Origin of the sequence: Ruegeria sp. SCP11, assembly GCF_040329455.1 — a bacterium.
GTDB classification, from domain to species: Bacteria; Pseudomonadota; Alphaproteobacteria; order Rhodobacterales; family Rhodobacteraceae; genus Ruegeria; species Ruegeria atlantica_E.
In genome coordinates, this window is sequence record NZ_JBDZYG010000004.1 from 167,953 (window position 1) to 186,186 (window position 18,234).

An 18,234-nucleotide genomic window follows, 5' to 3' on the forward strand; every position below is an offset into this window, starting at 1 on the left:
GCAATGAAATTCAACCACATGGTTGGGCACCCCAAAGGAGAAAAGGCATGAGTGTTCGTGACGCGGTTCTGGCGAACCTGAAAAAGATCACCGACCCTGTGTCCGGTCAGGATATCGTAAGTGCAGGCGTCGTCCGCGCGCTGAATGTCGAAGGCGACACAGTTCGTTTCGTGCTGGAAATTGATCCCAAGCAGGCTGAGAAGATGGAACCCGTTCGCGCCGCCGCCGAACAGGCCGCACAGATGGTCGAAGGGATCGACAAGGTCTCGGCTATGATGACCGCGCATTCCGACAAGGCGCCGCCGGATCTAAAGCCCAAACCAAAACCTTCGCAAACCGGGCCGCAGGCCGTTCCGGGAGTGGACCGGATTATCGCCGTGGCTTCGGGCAAAGGCGGCGTCGGCAAATCCACTGTTTCCGCCAACCTCGCCTGTGCGTTGGCCGCTGAAGGCCGTCGCGTTGGTCTGTTGGACGCCGACGTCTATGGGCCGTCGCAACCTCGGATGCTGGGTGTCTCTGGTCGTCCGGCCAGCCCCGACGGAAAGACCATCCTGCCGTTGCGTAATCACGGTGTCACCATGATGTCGATGGGCTTGATGACCAATGAAGGGCAGGCGGTCGTCTGGCGTGGCCCCATGCTGATGGGGGCGCTGCAACAGATGATGAATCAGGTGCAATGGGGCGCGCTCGACGTGCTGATCGTCGACTTGCCGCCCGGCACCGGCGACGTACAACTTACGCTGAGCCAGAAGTTCAAGGTTGACGGTGCCATCGTTGTCTCTACCCCGCAGGACGTCGCCCTGATCGACGCCCGCAAGGGGATCGACATGTTCAATCAGCTAAAGACGCCGATCGTCGGGATGATCGAGAATATGTCGACTCATATCTGCTCGAACTGCGGGCATGAGGAGCACGTGTTCGGTCATGGCGGTGTTGCGTCCGAGGCCGAGGCGCTGGGCGTTCCGTTGTTGGGGGAAATCCCGCTGCATCTGGACATCCGGGTCGCGGCTGACGGAGGTGCGCCCATCGTGGTCAGCAAGCCCGAAAGCGCGCAGGCCGATGCATTCCGTAAGATCGCCCGCGACATGATCGCCAAGGGCTACGCATGAGCGAGCCGGTCTTCCCCCCCTTGCTAGTGGGGCATCCGGTGCAGGGTGGGGAAAACCCGTTTGAGCGCGCTCAGGCCATGGCCGCGCTTGGGTGTGATGCAGGGACGGTCGTGTACAACATTCAGGCCGACCGCCTGCGCGTGGCCATCGTCTTTGCGCCTGAGGTGCCATTGAAAGACGCCATGGCGATGTTGCCTCTTTGCGCTGTCGGATTTCAAAACGCGCTGGGCGCACTGGCCCCGCCAGAAGTCGCTGTTCATCTGGGTTGGGATGGTCTGATCTGCGTGAACGGCGCGAAATGCGGGATGTTCCATTGCGTAGCTTCTACTGGTGATCCCGAGACCGAACCAGACTGGCTGGTGATTGGCTGGGAATTGGCGTTGCTTCAGACCGGAGAAGATCCGGGGAAAACGCCGGATGTCACGGCGCTCTATGATGAAGGCTGTGCCGACGTCTCGGCCGCACAACTGGTCGAAAGCTGGTCGCGGCACATGCTCACCTGGCTCAACCGTTGGCAGGAGGATGGCAATGCCCCTCTGCATGATGAATGGATGGGCTTACTGCGGGGTGTCGGCGAACCCTGCGAGACGGGCATATTTTTGGGCACGGACGAGCGGTTTGGCATGTTGATCCGGGACGGCTCGGAAACCCGGTTGCGCCCCATGACGGAATTGTTGGAGAACGGATGATGAAACTGGCTCGCGCGATCCATTTCGACGAAAGCGACATGAACGTGTTCCACTCGCCAGCCCGGACCGGAGAATGGTGCATCTCGGGCGGATTCGAATTTTCGAATTGGGGGCAGGCCGATCTGGAAGGTAAGGCGCGGCAGGCGTTTTCAAACGGCTGGCTGGGGGTTGAGACCTTCGGACGTGTAACCTTTGTGGCGGTCACAAAGGTTGAACAGGCCGAACTGGACCAGATCGCACAAAACCTGGCCGTGCATTTCGTGCAATTCTATGGCGCGCCATCGGTTGAAGCTGCACTAGGGGTCGCTCAGGCTGAGATTCAGCACATGTCCGAGCTTTGCGAGGAACATGCCACCAACACCTTGCTCACGGTCGCCCGCGAATTGTCCGAAACTGGCGTGCACGAAGCGTTCCGCATCATCACCCCGCAAGAGACCCAGCTTGAGGCATTGGCCGTTCACGGTTCACTTGACGAATGAGTTTTAAAGCAGGTCCGCGAACCCGCCGAACTGACCGCGTTTGAAGATCAGGCCGTTACCGGTGCGATACATCACCTGTTCAACCTCGCCAACAAGGATCAGGTGATCCCCGGCTTCGTGTTTGGCGTGCAACTGACAGTCAAACCGGGCAAGACAGTCGACCAGTTGCGGACGGCCTTTGTGGTCCGGGTCCCAGTTTGCATGCGAGAAATCCAATCCGTTGCGAGCGAATTTCAAAGCTTGCTCCTGCTGTTCCTCTGCCATCACGTGGATTGAGTAGTGCTTGCAGGTGTTGAAAGAGTTGAAACGATGCGAATCCTTGGCCAAGCACCACAGTACCAATGGTGGGTCCAGAGACACCGACGAAAACGAGTTCACGGTGATCGCGCGCGGTCCGTTCTCGGTGTTCGTCGTGATCACAGTAACGCCGGTGCCAAAGCATCCCAATGCCTCGCGAAAAGCGATGCTTTGGTCTGGGGTCGGGGTGAAGGTTTTCTCTGTCATCGTCCGCTCGTGCAGTGGCCTGCATCAGGTGCCACGGCCCGCAGGAATTGTCCATGAAAAGCTGAGTCTTGCATGAACAATTTGACGCTTAATTCAGATCTTCCAAAAGGCGGCCGTGCTGGCGAGTGGCCTCGATGACAGCACCAAAAGTTGCCATGCCGCGGGCTCGCAGCATAGGCAGCATCTTGACCAGCGCCTGCGCCGTGGCAACTGCGTCACCCAAGGCGGTATGGCGTAACTCGTGTGGAATGGTGATTTCCAGCCTGTCGCACAGGGCGTCCAGTGTGTGTTTGTCGCTGGCTCCGAACAGGACCGCGGACAGCAGAACCGTGTCCAGAATTGGATGATCCCAGTCGACACTCATACGCTTCGCGTGGCGCCGCAAAAAGGCCATGTCGAACGGCGCGTTATGGGCCACGATCACCGCGTCCCGGGCGAATTGGTGAAAAGTGCGCCCGGCCTCGCCAATATCCGGCGCGCCCTGAACCATGTGATCACTGATCTTGTGTACCTTGGTCGAGGCTGGCGGGATCGGTATGCCGGGATTGACCAGCATGTTGAGCCGCTCACCCTCGACGATACGCCCGTTCACGACCCGAACCGCTCCAATCTGGACGACTTCGTCCTTGTGTGGCAGCAACCCTGTGGTTTCGGTGTCAAACACGACAAAGCACAGCTCGTTTAGAGCAAGGGTTTCGAACTGACCTCCGGCCGCACTGTTCAGCAGGTCGAAATCGTAGACCAAAGGCCGTGAAGCTTCTGGTGAGATATTGGCCGCGCTTTCGTCGAAGATCAGCAGGTATCCGGGCGCATCACCCAGAGGTTTCATCCGGGCAGTGTACGTCTGCGCGCCATCGATGCTGGTCAATGTGCAGTCGACCTCAAGGCCGGATTTCGACAGTTTTTCATAAGCGTGTTGCAAGGCGTTGGGTTGCAGATATTCGAAAAGCGAGGCGTTCAAGCGGGGATGGGCAATCTGTGCCAGAACTCCTGCTGCCTGCCCGTCATAGAGCACGATTTTATGGGTTGGACTGGCCAGCACCATTGCTACCGGTATTTCGGTCAGCAACGCGGTCAGCCTTTGCTTTTCTGCAGACAGATGGGCTGTTTCGGCGGCTACGGCCTCGGCTACGTCCATGGTCTTGTCCGATAGCTGCTCTGCCAGCCCGGCGGCCGCAGGGGCAAGATCACCAAGATACCGTGCGGCCTGCATGTCAACATCCGTGCTAACACCCGCATGGGCGCGGGCGCGCAGTTGAGCCGATAAGCGTTCTATGGGCTTGGCGACGTTGTCGTCAAACATCAACCAGATCGCGATAATCAGGGCGATAAACCCAAAACCCATGATGATTTCAGCCAAGATGAAAGCGTTCACAAGGCTAGGATCGGCGACACGCAGATAACTGATCCAAAGCGCTACTGAACTGACCGCCAGCGCACCTACTGCCAGCAGGCAGAAGAACAGAAATATACGAACGCGCAGGCTTAGCCGGGTCAGCATGTTACACTCCGCAGGTGGCCTCGATGATTGGGTCGCCGGCGCTGACTTTGAGCCAGTCGGCGTTTAGCAAGCGGCCATCGTCCCCGAACTCGACCCCGTCGGCCAAACTGGCGCGGCTGTTGGCGGCGCAGTCGACGGCTATCGGGAGTTTCGAGATTGGCGACCAACGGCCATAGAAGTACATGTCAGCAAGCCGTTGTTCCGGTACCTGTTCGTTGGTGCGGACCGAGGCTGTATCTAAGGCGGCAAACCGGTTCACGAACGGTACTGCATAGGTCCACGGGCGATAGAAGGCTTTGCTTTCAACTTCCTGCACGATTTCCATCCCTTCGGGAAGTGTTTCAACCGTGCGGTCGTACCAGGAATACTCGCTGGCGATGGTCATCCCTATCATACCCAAACCAGCGGCCACCGGAGCCGCCCAGCGGGGCAGGCGACCACCGGTCAATTTGTTCAGCACCATCACCACGCCAGCGAATGCAAAGCCTGCAAAAATTGTGCCGATCAGTTCCAGAAACATATATCTCTCCGCGTCTCGGACGTTCGCGCCCGTTCAATTTTTTGCCTAGCCCAGCATACCTTTGCCATGCCCCACCGCCGACTGCATTGTTTTTACAACGACAAAAGCATCGCGCAGATGGCTTCGCTCAAAGTCCGACAAGGTGGACGGTGGAAGGTAGTTGTCGGGCTTTTCTTCGGATTTGACCAGCCTTACCTGATGTTCCAGCCGCGTTTCCGCGATCAGGTCATAGGCGTCCAATAAATCCTGTGCCCCTGAAGGGCTGAGTACATTTGCGGCCTCGGCCGCCTTTAAACGCGCGCGTGTATTGGCCTCGGTCAACTGACCTTGCAGGCTGTAGACACGGGCCAGATCAACCACGGGCACGACGCCATTGTGCTTCAAGTCCAGCGTGTTGCGATGCTCGCCCGAGCGAATGGTAGCAAAGCCACGCAACAGGCCCAACGGCGGCGTGTGTTTCAGTGAGTTTGAAATCATGTGTGCCACGAAGATCGAGTTCGCATTCGCGGCCGCCAGCGTGTCGGCTTGTAGATCAGCAAAAAGATTGAACGCGCCACCGATAGGGCGCAGGTCGAACATGACCGAGGCCAGCATCTGCGCCTCGGGGTTGGGTTTCGCGATCCAGCCGTTGAAATAGTCTCGCCAAACGCGCACTGGCTGACACCAACGGGGATTGGTCGCCATCATGTCGCCAGGGCAATAGAAATACCCGCAGGTGTCGAGCCCGTCCGAGACATATTTCGCCAATTCGGAAAAATAGGTCATGTCGTCGTCGGTCACGCTGTCGTCCAGCATCAGGCAATTGTCCTGGTCCGACACGCCGGTCTGCTCCTGGCGCCCCTGAGAGCCGCAGGCCAGCCATAGATAGGGCACTGGCGGCGGTCCCAGCTTCTTCTCAGCAAGTGATAGTAGACGGCGGGTGGCCGTGTCGGAAATGTCGGTAATAAGACGGGTGACAATTTCGTGCCGATTCCCCCCGGCGACCAGCTGCACCAGTAACTGGGGAATTTCAGCTGTCACCAGTGCCATCTCGGTGGAAGAGCCCGCATGGGCGATCCGTCGAACCAATTCGGCAGAGTTGACTGCCTGGTAATGAGTCAGGTCGGTTTGAGTGACGATTCCGACCAGCTTGCCGCCTTCGGAAATCGGGATATGCCCGATCCCGCGTTCCATCATCACGTGCAATACGTCTGAGCCAATATCGGAGGGAGATAAGGTGATCGGATCAGGGGTCATGATCGCAGAAACAGGGGTGCTTTCGGGCATTCCGTCCGCTACGTATTTTCCGGAAATATCCCTCAATGTGGCGATGCCTAGAAAATTGTCACCCTCGCTGACGCAGAGCGACGAGATATGACGGTCTCGCATCACCTGTGCCGCTTCGCGCACCGGCATCGAAGGCGGGCAGACGGCTGGGTTGCGAGCCATAAGCGTGTCAATCGAACTGGTGGCGAGGCTTTGCGGGCCTGTGCGCTCTCCTCGTGTTCGGTTGAAGAATTTGGCAACTACGTCGTGATCGTCGATCAACTCGCGCACCACATTCGGTGGGAGAACCATTAGAACAGACGGCGTGTGTGCATGTGCATGGGTCGCGGCTTTGCCGTCTTTCAACAAGCCGCGCTCACCAAAAGAGTTGCGCAAGCCTAGATGCGAGACGACAGCGCCGTTTTCATCTGTGATCTCAACCTGTCCTTCGTAGATCACGAAGACGCCGGGCAGGGTGTTGCCCAGTTCGTAAACAGAGGATCCTTCGGCGACTTCCCACACCTCGATCTGCTTTGCCAGTTCGTCCAGCGTTTCAGACGGAAGGGCGTCATAAGGGTGTACGGATTTCAGAAACCGGGTGATCTGGTCATGGGACAGGGGCATCAGACAGTCCTGTGTTTCTGGTTGAAAAATCCCGCCCGGTGATGTGCCGGACGGGAACAGTAGATCGAAAAACGCGGCACATGGAAGTTAACCATATGCCGCATCATGCTCATTTGTTCTGAGCTGCGCCCGCGCCACGGGGAATGCGAACGCTTTCGACCAATTCCACGATCTCCTTCGGAGTCTCTTTGGTCATACCGGCGACAACAAATGCGACTGCAAAGTTGATCATTGCACCGATGGCACCGAACGAGGTCGACTTGATCGGACCCAGCAGCGGGTCAGCATCGGTGAACGAGTTGGTGCCCGGAATGAACAGCCAGCCCTTGTGCAGGAAGATGTAGACTAGTGTTACGGTCAGACCTGCCAGCATACCGCAGACCGCGCCGGTGTTGTTGATGCGGGTCGAGAAGATCCCCATCATCAGCGCCGGGAAGATCGAGGCTGCCGCCAGACCGAAGGCCAAGGCCACTGTCTGCGCCGCAAAGCCCGGTGGGTTCAGACCCAGATAGGTTGCGATGACGATGGCTACGGCCATTGCAATCCGCGCCGCCATCAGTTCTCCCTTTTCAGAGATCGACGGGTTGATCGCACCTTTGACAAGGTCGTGGGACACAGCCGACGAGATCGCCAGCAACAGACCCGCAGCGGTCGACAGAGCAGCCGCAAGACCACCGGCAGCGACCAGACCGATCACCCAACCCGGCAGGTTGGCAATCTCGGGGTTGGCCAGAACCAGGATGTCGCGGTTGAACTTGGTCAACTCGTTACCAACCCAGCCTTTTTCTTCTGCCAGAGCCTGCATGTCGGCGTTCTGGTCGTTGTAGTACTGGATTTTGCCGTCGCCGTTCTTGTCTTCCCAGTCCAGCAGACCGGTTTTCTGCCACGTTTTCATCCAGTCATAACGCGGATCGGTGTCAATCTCTTCGACCGAGACAGCACCACCGGCGATACCACCATTGGGCCACATCATGTCGGTGATGTTCAGACGGGCCATTGCGCCAACCGCAGGGGCGGTCAGGTACAGCAGCGCGATGAAGACCAGCGTCCAGCCAGCGGACCAGCGAGCGTCAGACACTTTCGGCACGGTGAAGAAGCGCATGATCACGTGCGGCAGACCGGCCGTACCGATCATCAGCGACAGCGTGAACAGAACCATGTTCAGCGTGTTCGAGTGGTGCGCCGTGTAGTCAGCAAAACCCAGCTCGGTCACGATGGCGTCCAGCTTGGTCAGCAGCGGCTCACCGCTGGCGGTATCGCTGAACAGACCCAGTGCCGGGACCGGCGTGCCGGTCAGCTGCAGCGAGATGAAGATCGCCGGGATGGTGTAGGCAGTGATCAGCACGCAGTACTGAGCGACCTGAGTATAGGTCACGCCTTTCATCCCACCGAACACCGCGTAGGCAAACACCACACAAGCACCGATCAGCAGACCGGAGGTGTTCGAGACCTCGAGGAAGCGGCCGAAGGCCACACCAACGCCGGTCATCTGACCGATCACGTAGGTCACCGAAGCAACGATCAGACAGATCACCGCAACGATACGTGCGGTCTGGCTGTAGAAGCGGTCGCCGATGAATTCCGATACGGTGTATTTGCCGAACTTACGCAGGTAGGGCGCAAGCAGCAGAGCCAGCAGCACGTAGCCACCGGTCCAACCCATCAGGAAGGTCGAGTTGTCATAGCCGGTGAAGGCAATCAGGCCCGCCATCGAGATGAACGAGGCCGCGGACATCCAGTCCGCCGCTGTCGCCATACCGTTGGTGACCGGGTGAACGCCGCGACCGGCGGCGTAGAATTCCGACGTGGAACCCGCTCGGGCCCAGATCGCGATGCCGATGTAGAGCGCAAAGGACGCGCCAACAAACAGCAGGTTGATGGTAAACTGGTCCATTGGGTTTACTCCTCATCCACGCCGTGTTCGGCGTCCAGCTTGTTCATGCGCCAGGCGTAGTTGAAGATCAGCACCAGAAAGACCAGGATTGATCCCTGCTGAGCAAACCAAAAGCCCAGGTCGGTGCCGCCAACGGCGATCCCCGACAGCAACGGACGCAGCAGAATGCCGAATCCAAAAGACACCAGCGCCCATATCGCGAGGCTGATGTAGATGAGACGCAGGTTGGCCTGCCAATAGCCCTTGTCGGCTTCGGCAGTCTGCGCGGAGTTTGTAGATTGATCCGCCATGCGGGTTCCTCCTTCGCTTCCTCGTTGGGCGGCCCTTTGCCCAACTCCTCCAGTGCGTCGGGCCGCTTTACTTTGTGCCCAACACCGGGGCGGCGTCAGGCAAAACTCCTCCGGTCCGCCAAGGCGGGTCCATCAAAGTATTCTGATTTAGGATCAAAGCCCTTTAGAGGGGCTTATCTCCTCCCCTTACTCCATCACGTCGCTCACAACCCCTTGCAGGGCGCGGGCGATGTCATCGATCTGCCCCATGGCATTGATGCCTTTCAGCACACCCTGGGTCTGGTAGTAGTCAATCAGCGGCGCGGTCTGCGCGTGATACGCGGTCAAACGCGAAGCTACGGTTTCCGCATTGTCATCCGCGCGGCGCTTGAATTCGGTGTGGCCGCACTTGTCGCACTCGCCTTCTTTCACAGGCTTTTTGAACGTGTCGTGGTAGCCTTCACCGCAACCGGCACAGGTGTAGCGGCCCGAGATGCGGATCACCATTTCCTCGTCCTCAACCTCAAGGCTGATTGCGGCGTTGATCTTTTGCCCGGCCGAGGCCAGCAGATCGTCCAGCGCCTCGGCCTGAACCGTGGTGCGCGGAAAACCGTCGAGGATAACGCCTTTTGAACAATCCGGCTGTGCCATGCGGTCGCGAAGGATGGCGATGACGATCTCGTCGCTGACAAGATCACCGGCCTCCATCACGGCCTTGGCGGCTTGGCCCGCTTCGGTGCCGACAGCAACGGCTTCGCGCAGCAGGTCACCGGTGCTGAGCTGAACCAGCCCGAACGTGTCTTCCAGCATCCGCGCTTGTGTGCCCTTCCCGGCGCCTGGAGGGCCGAGAAGGATCAGAACAGCGGGAGTTACGGTCGTGGAAGCGTCCATCATGTCCTCACTTGTTCGCGCGGTTTTCGATCAGGTCTTCGACCACCGAAGGATCGGCAAGAGTCGACGTGTCACCCAGCGAGCCGAAGTCGTTTTCAGCAATCTTGCGCAGGATACGGCGCATGATCTTGCCCGAGCGGGTCTTGGGCAGGCCGGGAGCCCACTGGATCACGTCTGGCGAGGCGATCGGGCCGATCTCGGTCCGGACCCAGGTGCGCAGTTCTTTCAGCAGATCATCCGAAGGCTCACGATCGTTCATCAGAGTGACATAGCAATAGATGCCTTGTCCTTTGATTTCATGGGGATAGCCAACCACGGCGGCCTCGGCCACGGCAGCGTGCGCAACCAGAGCGCTTTCGACTTCGGCGGTGCCCATACGGTGACCCGAAACGTTGATCACGTCATCAACGCGGCCAGTGATCCAGTAGTCACCATCTTCATCACGACGACAGCCGTCACCGGTGAAGTAGTAGCCTTTGTAATCTGAGAAATACGTCTTCTCGAACCGCTCATGATCGCCCCAAACGGTGCGCATTTGACCGGGCCAGCTATCCTTGATGCAGAGAACACCTTCAACACCGTTGCCTTCGATCTCAACACCGGACTGAGGGTCCAGAACGACAGGCTGGATGCCGAAGAATGGCTTCATCGCCGAACCGGGTTTCATCGCGTGTGCGCCGGGCAGGGGGGTCATCAGATGACCGCCAGTTTCGGTTTGCCACCACGTGTCCACGATGGGGCATTTACCCTTGCCGACAACGTCGTTGTACCAGTTCCAGGCCTCGGGGTTGATAGGCTCACCCACGGTACCCAGTGTCCGCAGGTCACTTAGGTCGCATTTCTCAACGAACTCATTGCCTTGACCCATCAGTGCCCGGATCGCAGTCGGAGCTGTGTAGAACTGGTTCACCTTGTGCTTTTCACAGACCTGCCAGAAGCGAGAGGCGTCGGGGTAGGTCGGCACGCCTTCAAACATCAGCGTGGTCGCGCCGTTGGCCAGGGGGCCGTAGACGATATAGCTGTGGCCGGTGACCCAGCCCACGTCGGCGGTACACCAGTACACATCGCCCTCATGGTAGTCGAAAGTGATCTCATGCGTCATCGCGGCGTATACCAGATAGCCGCCGGTGGTGTGCACAACGCCCTTGGGCTGACCGGTCGACCCAGAGGTATAGAGGATGAACAGCGGGTCCTCGGCACTCATCTCAGCGGGCGCGCAATAGTCATCTGCCTCCAGCGCCATTTCGTTGTAGTCATAATCGCGCCCGTCGACCCATGTGGTCTGACCACCGGTGCGCTTGACCACCAGACATTTTACAGTGTCCTTGCAGTGCAGCAGGGCTGCGTCTGCATTGGATTTCAGCGGAGTCTTGCGGCCTCCACGTGGTGCTTCGTCAGCCGTAATGACAACCTTCGCATCGCAACCATTGATCCGGGCCGCCAAAGCATCGGGCGAGAAACCTGCGAATACGATTGAATGGATCGCGCCGATCCGCGCGCAGGCCAGCATGGCGTAAGCCGCCTCGGGGATCATCGGCAGGTAGATGACAACGCGGTCGCCTTTGCGCACGCCCAGCGACTCCAGAATGTTGGCCATCCGGCAGGTGCGGCGGTGCAGCTCGGCATAGGTAATGTGCTGCGCTTCGTCGTTTGGGTCGTCCGGCTCCCAGATGATGGCAGTCTGGTCGCCGCGTGTTTTCAGGTGACGGTCCAGGCAGTTGGCGGATACGTTTAATGTGCCGTCCGCGTACCAGTTAATTCCGACCGAACCGAAATCATAGCTGACATCCTTGACCTGAGAATAAGGTTTGATCCAGTCGACCCGCTTGCCTTGTTCATCCCAGAACGCGACGGGGTCTTCGATCGAGGCCTTGTACATTTCGTTGTACTTGTCGGCATCGACATGGGCGCGTGCAACGGTTTCGGCGGACGGCGGATATACGTTGGCATCTGCCTGGGCAGCGGTTGTCATACTGAGGCTCCTCCCTCTGGACTTCATTTCACTGGGCCGAATCTTGCCCGCGGAACGGGCGATGTCGACCCGTTTCCTCCCCGAGAGAAGTATTAAGCGGATTTGAAAACAATGAAATAAATTACCGAAATCTCATCATTTGTTTGTAAACAAATTTTACCTGATGAGTTGTATTTGTAAATTAGTATGCTTTTTAGTAGTGAAAAATAAATAAAAACAATGCCTAGGCTGTCACGGAAATTTTTTCAACCTCTACGAATGTCCCCTGAAAAATCTCGCATCTCTGAATCACCATTAAGTTGTTAGCGCTGGCATCTGCTGGGTGCCCGGCCCGCCCGGGGGTTGGCACATTCACATGTTGGCGCTAGCTTTGACCGCAAGCGCTTGAACAAGAAGCGCAACAAAGGGAGAAATCATGATGAAAAAGATGTTGAGCGGCGCTGCTGTCGCCGCCTTGAGTGTTGCATTCGTCACTGAGGCTGCAGCCACTGAATGGAATGCCTCGGTTTGGGGTAAGCGTCGGGCTTTTACCGAACATGTTGAGAAACTGGCAGAGCTGGTAAGCGAAAAAACCAACGGTGATTTCACTATTAATGTCAGCTACGGCGGTCTGTCCAAGCCGCGCGAGAACCTTGATGGGATTGAGATCGGTGCCTTCGAGATGGCCCAGTTCTGCGCGGGTTATCACCGCGACAAGAACCGCGCGATTACAGTACTGGAACTGCCGTTCCTTGGCGTGAACACGCTTGAGGAAGAGGTGGCCGTCAGCCATGCGGTGTATGATCATCCTGCAGTGAAGGATGAGATGGCGCAGTGGAACGCGCGCATCATCATGACCTCGCCCATGCCACAGTATAATATCGTTGGCACAGGTGAGCCGCGCGATGAACTGGCCGATTTTGACGGAATGCGCGTCCGCGCTACCGGTGGGCTGGGGCAGGCCTTTGAAGCGGTCGGCGGTGTGCCGACCTCGGTTCCCGCCACCGAGGCGTTCAACGCGATGGAGTCGGGTGTCGTCGACACGGTTGCCTTTGCTCAGCACGCGCACTTGTCCTTTGGCACCATAAATGAGGCCGACTGGTGGACCGCCAACCTGAATCCCGGCACAGTTAATTGCCCGGTGGTGGTGAACATCGAGGCTTACGAGGCTCTGCCTGCCGAACACCGCGAAGCGCTGAACACCTCTATCGACGAAGCAATCGACCACTACCTCGCCAACTATGGTGGGCTGCTGGAGCAATGGGACAGCGTTCTAAGCGAGAAGGGTGTTCAAAAGGTTGAGATCGACGAAGCCGTGATCGAGGAATTCCGAACCAAGGCAGCAGACCCGATCCGCGAGCAATGGATTGCGGACATGACCGCTCAGGGCTTGCCTGCGCAGGACCTCTATGATCTGGTCCAGACCACGCTGAAACAGCAGCGCGGCGGAAACTGATCACCTGATCCGGGTGCCTGACTGGGCACCCGGATAACAATCCTAAGATACAGGGGATCACCGGAATGGCAGGACAGGCCACGGTGCTTGAGGATGGCAGCCGCCTCAGTCGGCTGGATCGTCACCTATTGAAGTTAGAGCAGTTTTTGGCCTTGATCAGCGGACTGGCCGTTTTTGGCCTGATGGTGCTGGCTGTCGTCTCGGTTAGCGGGCGCAACGCAATCAATGCGCCTCTGCCGGGTTATGTGGACTGGATCGAACAGGCCATGCCCTTGATTGCCTTCTTAGGCATTTCCTACGTACAGCGCAGTGGTGGTCACATCCGGATGGACATCGTAATCGCGCGCCTGCACGGGCGGGCGCTTTGGTTGTTCGAGTTGATCTCGGTGATCCTGATCCTTGTGCTGATGCTGGCTTTGGTCTGGGGCAGTTGGTCTCATTTCGACCGGTCCTTCGATTTTGGCGCGCCGCTGTGGAGCCGTGACAGTTCAATCGACATCGGCATCCCGCTCTGGCCAGCCAAACTGTTGGCCCCGGTGGCGTTTTCAGTTCTGTGCGTGCGGCTTGTGCTGCAGATCTGGGGCTACGGTCACGCCTTTGCGCTGGGGCTTGAACACCCTGTGGCCGTGCCACTGATCCAGGACGCCGCGGCACAGGCTGCCGCTGAGGCCGACCAATTCGAAGGGCAGGACTAGCGCATGGACACGATAGACATTGGCCTGTGGGTCACAGGCGGTCTGCTGGTTCTGGTAGTCACAGGCATGCGCGTGGCTTTTGCGGCGGGCCTTGCAGGGTTGGTTGGGCTTGTATGGATTTTCTGGGCCAAGTTCGGGTACGATCCCGACCGGTTCGGAAAAGCCCTAACAGTTGCCGTTAAGACAGCGGGGCAGGTTCCTCATTCGAAAGTGGCTGCCCACACGCTCAGCCTAATCCCGACCTTTATCCTGATTGGGTATCTTGCCTACTACGCGGGTCTCACCCGCGCGCTATTTGAAGCGGCCAAACGCTGGGTTGCCTGGGTGCCGGGTGGACTGGCTGTGTCGACCGTGTTCGCAACAGCCGGATTTGCGGCTGTGTCCGGGGCGTCGGTTGCGACGTCTGCCGTTTTCGCCCGCATAGCTATCCCAGAGATGCTGAAGGTCGGCTACAACAAGCAATTCGCCGCCGGAGTCGTTGCCGCCGGGGGGACGCTGGCGTCGCTGATCCCGCCATCGGCCATTCTGGTGATATACGCAATCATCGTTGAGCAGGACGTGGGTAAGCTACTGCTAGCCGGCTTCATTCCGGGCGCATTTTCTGCAGTTGTCTATGGGTTGCTCATCGTGGGGATCGCTGTCTTCTTCAAAACCGTCGGCCCTCCGGTTACTGGCTTTACTTGGAAACAGCGCTTTGCCGCGTTGCCCGGGGCAATCCCAATTGTGGCCGTGATCCTGATTATCATCTGCTTTGTCTATAACCCTTTTGGTGAAAAGGCCTGGGGGACCCCAACCGAGGGCGGTGCAATCGGGGCATTCATCGTCTTCTGCTTTGCCCTTTTCCACGGGATGCGCTGGACCGAACTGAAATCTGCGCTGCTGGAAACCGCCAAGCTGACAGCTATGATCTTTACGATCATTTGGGGTGTGCTGATCTACGTACGTTTCCTGGGCTTCGCAGACCTGCCTGGCGCGTTTTCCGACTGGATCACCTCGCTGGAAATGTCGCCGATGCTGATCCTGATCTGCATTCTGCTGGCTTATGCGGTGCTAGGCATGTTCATGGATGCTATCGGCATGCTGCTGCTGACATTGCCGGTTGTGTACCCGGCTGTCATGGCTCTGAACGGCGGCGAGACGGTCAGCGCAGCTGACAGTGCTTTCGGAATGTCTGGCCCTATGTGCGCGATCTGGTTCGGTATTCTAGTCGTTAAGATGGCCGAGTTCTGCCTGATCACGCCCCCCATCGGTCTGAACTGCTTTGTGGTTGCTGGTGTGCGCCCTGATCTGAGCGTTCAGGACGTCTTTAAAGGCGTGACGCCGTTCTTCATTGCAGACGCAGTCACTATCGCGCTGCTGGTGGCTTTCCCCGCTATCGTACTTTATTTGCCGTCTCTGGCCGGGTAGAAAAAAGCCCCCGGTGCTGAGCCGGGAGCGAAGTGCTGCTATTGGCGGGTTCTTTAGCTTGCCCGCATCAGCATCCCATACAGATCTCGCGGATCATCCGGATCGGCTAACATATCCAAAGGTTCAAAGAAGTCAGTGCCTTCGATTGCGGACTTGATGAAACGCAGAGCCGAGAAATCCTCGATTGCGAAGCCAACGCTGTCGAACAGAGTGATCTGACGATCGTCACGTCGCCCCTCTGCTTCACCAGCCATGACCTGCCACATCTCAGTAACCGGGTGGTCATCGTCCAGAGCCTGAATCTCGCCCTCAATCCGAGTTTGTTCAGGGTATTCGACAAAAATGTCCGAGCGCAGAAGGATATCACGGTGCAGTTCCGTCTTACCGGGGCAGTCACCGCCGATGGCATTGATGTGAACACCAGGGCCAACCATGTTGTCGGTCAGGATCGTGGCGTATTTCTTATCAGCCGTGCAGGTTGTGATAATGTGTGCGCCTTCGATGGCTTCTTCGGGTGTTGAGCACGATACGACGGTTAAGCCGGTTCCCTGAAGGTTAGCTGCGCATTTCTTGGTCGCTTCACTGTCAGTGTCGTACAAGCGCACGGTGTTGATCCCGCACATTGCCTTGAACGCCAAACATTGGAATTCCGACTGAGCGCCATTGCCGATCATAGCCATGACCGAGGATGATTTCGGTGCAAGATAGCTACCCACCAAAGCTGACGTTGCGGCTGTCCGTAGCGCGGTCAGCATTGTCATCTCGGTCAGCAGTGTCGGGTACCCGGTATAGACATCCGCCAACAAACCAAAGGCGGTAACGGTCTGCAACCCTTCGGATGTATTCTTTGGGTGGCCGTTCACGTATTTAAACCCGTAGGCCTCACCGTCCGAGGTGGGCATCAGTTCGATCACTCCGTGCGGAGAATGGGCCGGGATACGTGGGGTTTTGTCGAAACTCTCCCAGCGTTTGAAATCGGCTTCGATTTGGGCCGCGATCTGAGTGATCATTCGCTCGACCCCGATGTGATGCACCAAACGCATCATGTTGTCGACGGATACGAAAGGCACAAGCGCCTTGTCAGAAGGTTGCATCGGGGTCTCCTATCGGCGGGACAGGTGGATGCCTGCAATCATGCAGCGCACGGATCCACCGGCAGTTTCAATTGTGGGAATCGAGAGCGGCAGCGGTGTCGCGCTGGCTTCGATTATAGTGATTTGTTCAGGGGTTAATGCGGCAAGCGCCCGACTGGACAGCGCCAGCACCAGACCATCGCGACCGCTGAGTTCGATGGCGTTTCCTGCGAACTCGGCGATCTGCTCGTGGGTTAGGTCTATAACCGTGCGACCGGATTCTTCGAGTCGTGCCTTGACCGTCGCGCGCCGTTCGGGGTTGGTGATCATGTCCAGACAAATCAGCGCGTATTCGGTTCCGATGCCCATCAGAACGTTAGTGTGATAAACGTCGCGCCCTTCGGCATCCTGTGCCTCGAACACGATGGGTTCATAATTGAAATGGGTGCAGAAACGCTCCAGTAAAACCGGGTCGGCGCGATTGGATTTAACCGTGTACGCCACGCGGCCAACGTGATCCAGCACCATCGCACCGGTACCTTCCAACGCCAGCTTGTCCTGTTCCAGCCCGGAATAGTCGATCACGTCCTGAACACGATACTCCTGTTTCAACAGCTCGAGGACATCCGCGCGGCGTTCGCGTCTGCGTGACGGAACAAACATCGGATAGATTGCCACATGGCCGCCGGGATGGGTCGAGAACCAATTGTTCGGGAAGACACTGTCCGGCGTGTCGTGTTCACCGTGGTCGTCAAAAACATGGACTTTTACGCCAGCGTCGCGCAGTTGCGCAACCGCCTTGTCATGTTCGTCGCGTGCGTCAAGAGACGTGGCCGCTGCCGAGCGATTGGCCAGTGTTTGAAACGCATTGTCGTCGCGCGTCTCAGGGTTCGAAGCAAACGCGTGTGGCCGGATCATTACAACGGCCGAGGGGGCTTGCAAGGACTGCATTAGAAACTCCGGGTTGGGCGGTCAAAGATGCGGCGGCCTAGAAGTGAGGCTGCCAGATCGACCATCAGCTTTGCGGTGCGTCCGCGTTCGTCCAGAAATGGGTTCAACTCGACCAGATCCAGTGAGCAGACGAGCCCACTTTCATGCAGTAGTTCCATCACCAGATGTGCTTCGCGTTCGGTCGCGCCACCGGGGACAGTTGTGCCGACGGCCGGGGCAATCGAAGGGTCAAGGAAGTCGACATCCAATGAGACGTGCAGAATGCCGTTCGAGGCCCGAACGCGTTCCAGAAACGCGATGAGGGGTGCCTTGATCCCATGCTCGTCAATACTGCGCATATCAGCCAGCATGGCGTGGTCTTGCTCTAGCCGCGCGCGTTCCGCCGGATCGACGGAGCGAAGACCGATCATACCCACTCGGTCCGTCGGAACAGTCGCAGGCACCGGTGGAAAAGCGTCAAAGCCGGGCTGGCCTGTGAAATACGCAACGGGTGTACCGTGCAAGTTTCCGCTGTTGGTGCTGTCGGGTGTGTGAAAGTCGCTATGGGCGTCCAGCCAGAGTACAAATAAGGGGCGTCCGGTCTGGTCGGCATGGGCGGCCATGCCTGCAACAGTGCCCATCGAAAGTGCATGATCGCCACCCATAAAGATCGGCAACCCTTGTGGGGCAGTTTCCTGCGCGGTTCGGCTAAGTGCGCTGGTCCACCCAACGCACTCGGGCAGGGCGTACAGGTGTTCGTGCGGGGGCACATCCGTGTCGTCCGGATGAATGTCGCCAAGGTCGCTGACCCGGTGCCCTAGGTCTGTCAAAGCCTGATCCAGACCAGCGACCCGATAGGCGTCGGGACCCATCCGGCAGCCCTGTCGGCGTTTGCCCGAATCCAATGGGACGCCGACCAATATAACGTGTTTGTTATCCATATGTACTTTTAGATCTTCGTGATGGCTTGCGAAAAGAGATCAAAATGCTCAAAATG

The 18,234-nt window shown here is 58.0% G+C and carries 17 protein-coding genes; 6 read left to right on the forward strand and 11 right to left on the reverse strand.

Annotation, left to right across the window (positions count from 1 at the left end; translation table 11 throughout):
* The first annotated feature begins 47 nt into the window (after nt 1-47).
* Genes ABLN94_RS08010 through ABLN94_RS08020 form a run of 3 tightly spaced genes read left to right on the forward strand, consistent with a single transcriptional unit; the run spans nt 48 to nt 2,277 of the window.
* On the forward strand, nt 48-1,109 hold the full coding sequence (locus ABLN94_RS08010; protein WP_352991340.1) for an Mrp/NBP35 family ATP-binding protein: 1,062 nt from the start codon (nt 48-50) through the stop codon (nt 1,107-1,109).
* On the forward strand, nt 1,106-1,798 hold the full coding sequence (locus tag ABLN94_RS08015) for a biotin/lipoate--protein ligase family protein (protein ID WP_352991342.1): 693 nt from the start codon (nt 1,106-1,108) through the stop codon (nt 1,796-1,798). The genes ABLN94_RS08010 and ABLN94_RS08015 overlap by 4 nt, the downstream gene beginning before the upstream one ends.
* Entirely contained in the window at nt 1,798-2,277 is a 480-nt protein-coding gene (locus ABLN94_RS08020) for a DUF6505 family protein (RefSeq protein ID WP_352991669.1), read from the forward strand. The genes ABLN94_RS08015 and ABLN94_RS08020 overlap by 1 nt, the downstream gene beginning before the upstream one ends.
* Before the next feature lie 3 nt (nt 2,278-2,280).
* Here ABLN94_RS08020 and ABLN94_RS08025 read toward each other — a convergent pair whose 3' ends face one another.
* From ABLN94_RS08025 to acs, 8 genes are all read right to left on the reverse strand, one after another.
* Entirely contained in the window at nt 2,281-2,781 is a 501-nt protein-coding gene (locus ABLN94_RS08025) for a flavin reductase family protein (protein WP_352991345.1), read from the reverse strand.
* An 88-nt stretch (nt 2,782-2,869) separates the two neighbouring features.
* A complete protein-coding gene (locus tag ABLN94_RS08030) occupies nt 2,870-4,282 on the reverse strand; it encodes a 3'-5' exonuclease (protein WP_352991348.1) in 1,413 nt (470 codons plus the stop codon).
* Between the two features lies 1 nt (nt 4,283).
* Nucleotides 4,284-4,802, reverse strand: coding sequence for a hypothetical protein (locus ABLN94_RS08035; protein ID WP_352991351.1), 519 nt, complete (start codon nt 4,800-4,802; stop codon nt 4,284-4,286).
* 45 nt (nt 4,803-4,847) lie between these two features.
* Complete coding sequence (locus ABLN94_RS08040) at nt 4,848-6,671, reverse strand: DUF294 nucleotidyltransferase-like domain-containing protein (RefSeq protein ID WP_352991353.1); 1,824 nt, start codon at nt 6,669-6,671, stop codon at nt 4,848-4,850.
* Nucleotides 6,672-6,780: 109 nt separating this feature from the next.
* On the reverse strand, nt 6,781-8,565 hold the full coding sequence (locus ABLN94_RS08045; protein ID WP_352991355.1) for a sodium:solute symporter family protein: 1,785 nt from the start codon (nt 8,563-8,565) through the stop codon (nt 6,781-6,783).
* A gap of 5 nt (nt 8,566-8,570) precedes the next feature.
* The gene (locus ABLN94_RS08050) at nt 8,571-8,855 is read right to left on the reverse strand and encodes a DUF4212 domain-containing protein (RefSeq protein ID WP_170381418.1); all 285 of its coding nucleotides are present in this window, start codon (nt 8,853-8,855) and stop codon (nt 8,571-8,573) included.
* 186 nt (nt 8,856-9,041) lie between these two features.
* Nucleotides 9,042-9,725 (reverse strand): adenylate kinase, encoded by a 684-nt coding sequence (locus ABLN94_RS08055; protein WP_352991671.1) that lies wholly within the window; start codon nt 9,723-9,725, stop codon nt 9,042-9,044.
* A 7-nt stretch (nt 9,726-9,732) separates the two neighbouring features.
* On the reverse strand, nt 9,733-11,697 hold the full coding sequence (gene acs / locus ABLN94_RS08060) for an acetate--CoA ligase (protein WP_352991359.1): 1,965 nt from the start codon (nt 11,695-11,697) through the stop codon (nt 9,733-9,735).
* A gap of 418 nt (nt 11,698-12,115) precedes the next feature.
* On the opposite strand from acs, the gene dctP reads away from it, so the two are divergent.
* The 3 genes from dctP (at nt 12,116) to ABLN94_RS08075 (ending at nt 15,234) form a co-directional block, all read left to right on the forward strand.
* The gene (gene dctP, locus ABLN94_RS08065; RefSeq protein WP_352991672.1) at nt 12,116-13,132 is read left to right on the forward strand and encodes a TRAP transporter substrate-binding protein DctP; all 1,017 of its coding nucleotides are present in this window, start codon (nt 12,116-12,118) and stop codon (nt 13,130-13,132) included.
* 65 nt (nt 13,133-13,197) lie between these two features.
* The gene (locus ABLN94_RS08070; RefSeq protein WP_352991361.1) at nt 13,198-13,827 is read left to right on the forward strand and encodes a TRAP transporter small permease subunit; all 630 of its coding nucleotides are present in this window, start codon (nt 13,198-13,200) and stop codon (nt 13,825-13,827) included.
* Nucleotides 13,828-13,830: 3 nt separating this feature from the next.
* Nucleotides 13,831-15,234 carry a TRAP transporter large permease gene (locus tag ABLN94_RS08075; RefSeq protein WP_352991364.1) on the forward strand — a complete coding sequence of 468 codons (1,404 nt, stop codon included), beginning with the start codon at nt 13,831-13,833 and terminating at the stop codon, nt 15,232-15,234.
* Nucleotides 15,235-15,287: 53 nt separating this feature from the next.
* On the opposite strand, the gene ABLN94_RS08080 is transcribed toward ABLN94_RS08075, so the two are convergent.
* The 3 genes from ABLN94_RS08080 to rocF are packed head-to-tail and all read right to left on the reverse strand — an operon-like array spanning nt 15,288 to nt 18,178.
* Entirely contained in the window at nt 15,288-16,328 is a 1,041-nt protein-coding gene (locus ABLN94_RS08080) for an ornithine cyclodeaminase (RefSeq protein ID WP_352991367.1), read from the reverse strand.
* Nucleotides 16,329-16,337: 9 nt separating this feature from the next.
* Nucleotides 16,338-17,258 (reverse strand): citrulline utilization hydrolase CtlX, encoded by a 921-nt coding sequence (gene ctlX / locus ABLN94_RS08085; RefSeq protein WP_352991370.1) that lies wholly within the window; start codon nt 17,256-17,258, stop codon nt 16,338-16,340.
* Nucleotides 17,258-18,178: an arginase gene (gene rocF / locus ABLN94_RS08090; RefSeq protein ID WP_352991373.1), complete on the reverse strand. Its 921-nt coding sequence runs from the start codon at nt 18,176-18,178 to the stop codon at nt 17,258-17,260. Before rocF ends, ctlX begins: the two co-directional genes overlap by 1 nt.
* Nucleotides 18,179-18,234 lie beyond the last annotated feature (56 nt).

Bases quoted from the DNA above. Each gene is read 5' to 3' on its own strand.
- rocF (WP_352991373.1), bottom strand. From the start codon at position 18,178: ATGGATAACAAACACGTTATATTGGTCGGCGTCCCATTGGATTCGGGC.
- ABLN94_RS08050 (WP_170381418.1), bottom strand. From the start codon at position 8,855: ATGGCGGATCAATCTACAAACTCCGCGCAGACTGCCGAAGCCGACAAG.
- ctlX (WP_352991370.1), bottom strand. From the start codon at position 17,258: ATGCAGTCCTTGCAAGCCCCCTCGGCCGTTGTAATGATCCGGCCACAC.
- ABLN94_RS08025 (WP_352991345.1), bottom strand. From the start codon at position 2,781: ATGACAGAGAAAACCTTCACCCCGACCCCAGACCAAAGCATCGCTTTT.
- acs (WP_352991359.1), bottom strand. From the start codon at position 11,697: ATGACAACCGCTGCCCAGGCAGATGCCAACGTATATCCGCCGTCCGCC.
- dctP (WP_352991672.1), top strand. From the start codon at position 12,116: ATGAAAAAGATGTTGAGCGGCGCTGCTGTCGCCGCCTTGAGTGTTGCA.
- ABLN94_RS08075 (WP_352991364.1), top strand. From the start codon at position 13,831: ATGGACACGATAGACATTGGCCTGTGGGTCACAGGCGGTCTGCTGGTT.
- ABLN94_RS08010 (WP_352991340.1), top strand. From the start codon at position 48: ATGAGTGTTCGTGACGCGGTTCTGGCGAACCTGAAAAAGATCACCGAC.
- ABLN94_RS08015 (WP_352991342.1), top strand. From the start codon at position 1,106: ATGAGCGAGCCGGTCTTCCCCCCCTTGCTAGTGGGGCATCCGGTGCAG.
- ABLN94_RS08030 (WP_352991348.1), bottom strand. From the start codon at position 4,282: ATGCTGACCCGGCTAAGCCTGCGCGTTCGTATATTTCTGTTCTTCTGC.
- ABLN94_RS08035 (WP_352991351.1), bottom strand. From the start codon at position 4,802: ATGTTTCTGGAACTGATCGGCACAATTTTTGCAGGCTTTGCATTCGCT.
- ABLN94_RS08040 (WP_352991353.1), bottom strand. From the start codon at position 6,671: ATGCCCCTGTCCCATGACCAGATCACCCGGTTTCTGAAATCCGTACAC.
- ABLN94_RS08080 (WP_352991367.1), bottom strand. From the start codon at position 16,328: ATGCAACCTTCTGACAAGGCGCTTGTGCCTTTCGTATCCGTCGACAAC.
- ABLN94_RS08055 (WP_352991671.1), bottom strand. From the start codon at position 9,725: ATGGACGCTTCCACGACCGTAACTCCCGCTGTTCTGATCCTTCTCGGC.
- ABLN94_RS08020 (WP_352991669.1), top strand. From the start codon at position 1,798: ATGAAACTGGCTCGCGCGATCCATTTCGACGAAAGCGACATGAACGTG.
- ABLN94_RS08070 (WP_352991361.1), top strand. From the start codon at position 13,198: ATGGCAGGACAGGCCACGGTGCTTGAGGATGGCAGCCGCCTCAGTCGG.
- ABLN94_RS08045 (WP_352991355.1), bottom strand. From the start codon at position 8,565: ATGGACCAGTTTACCATCAACCTGCTGTTTGTTGGCGCGTCCTTTGCG.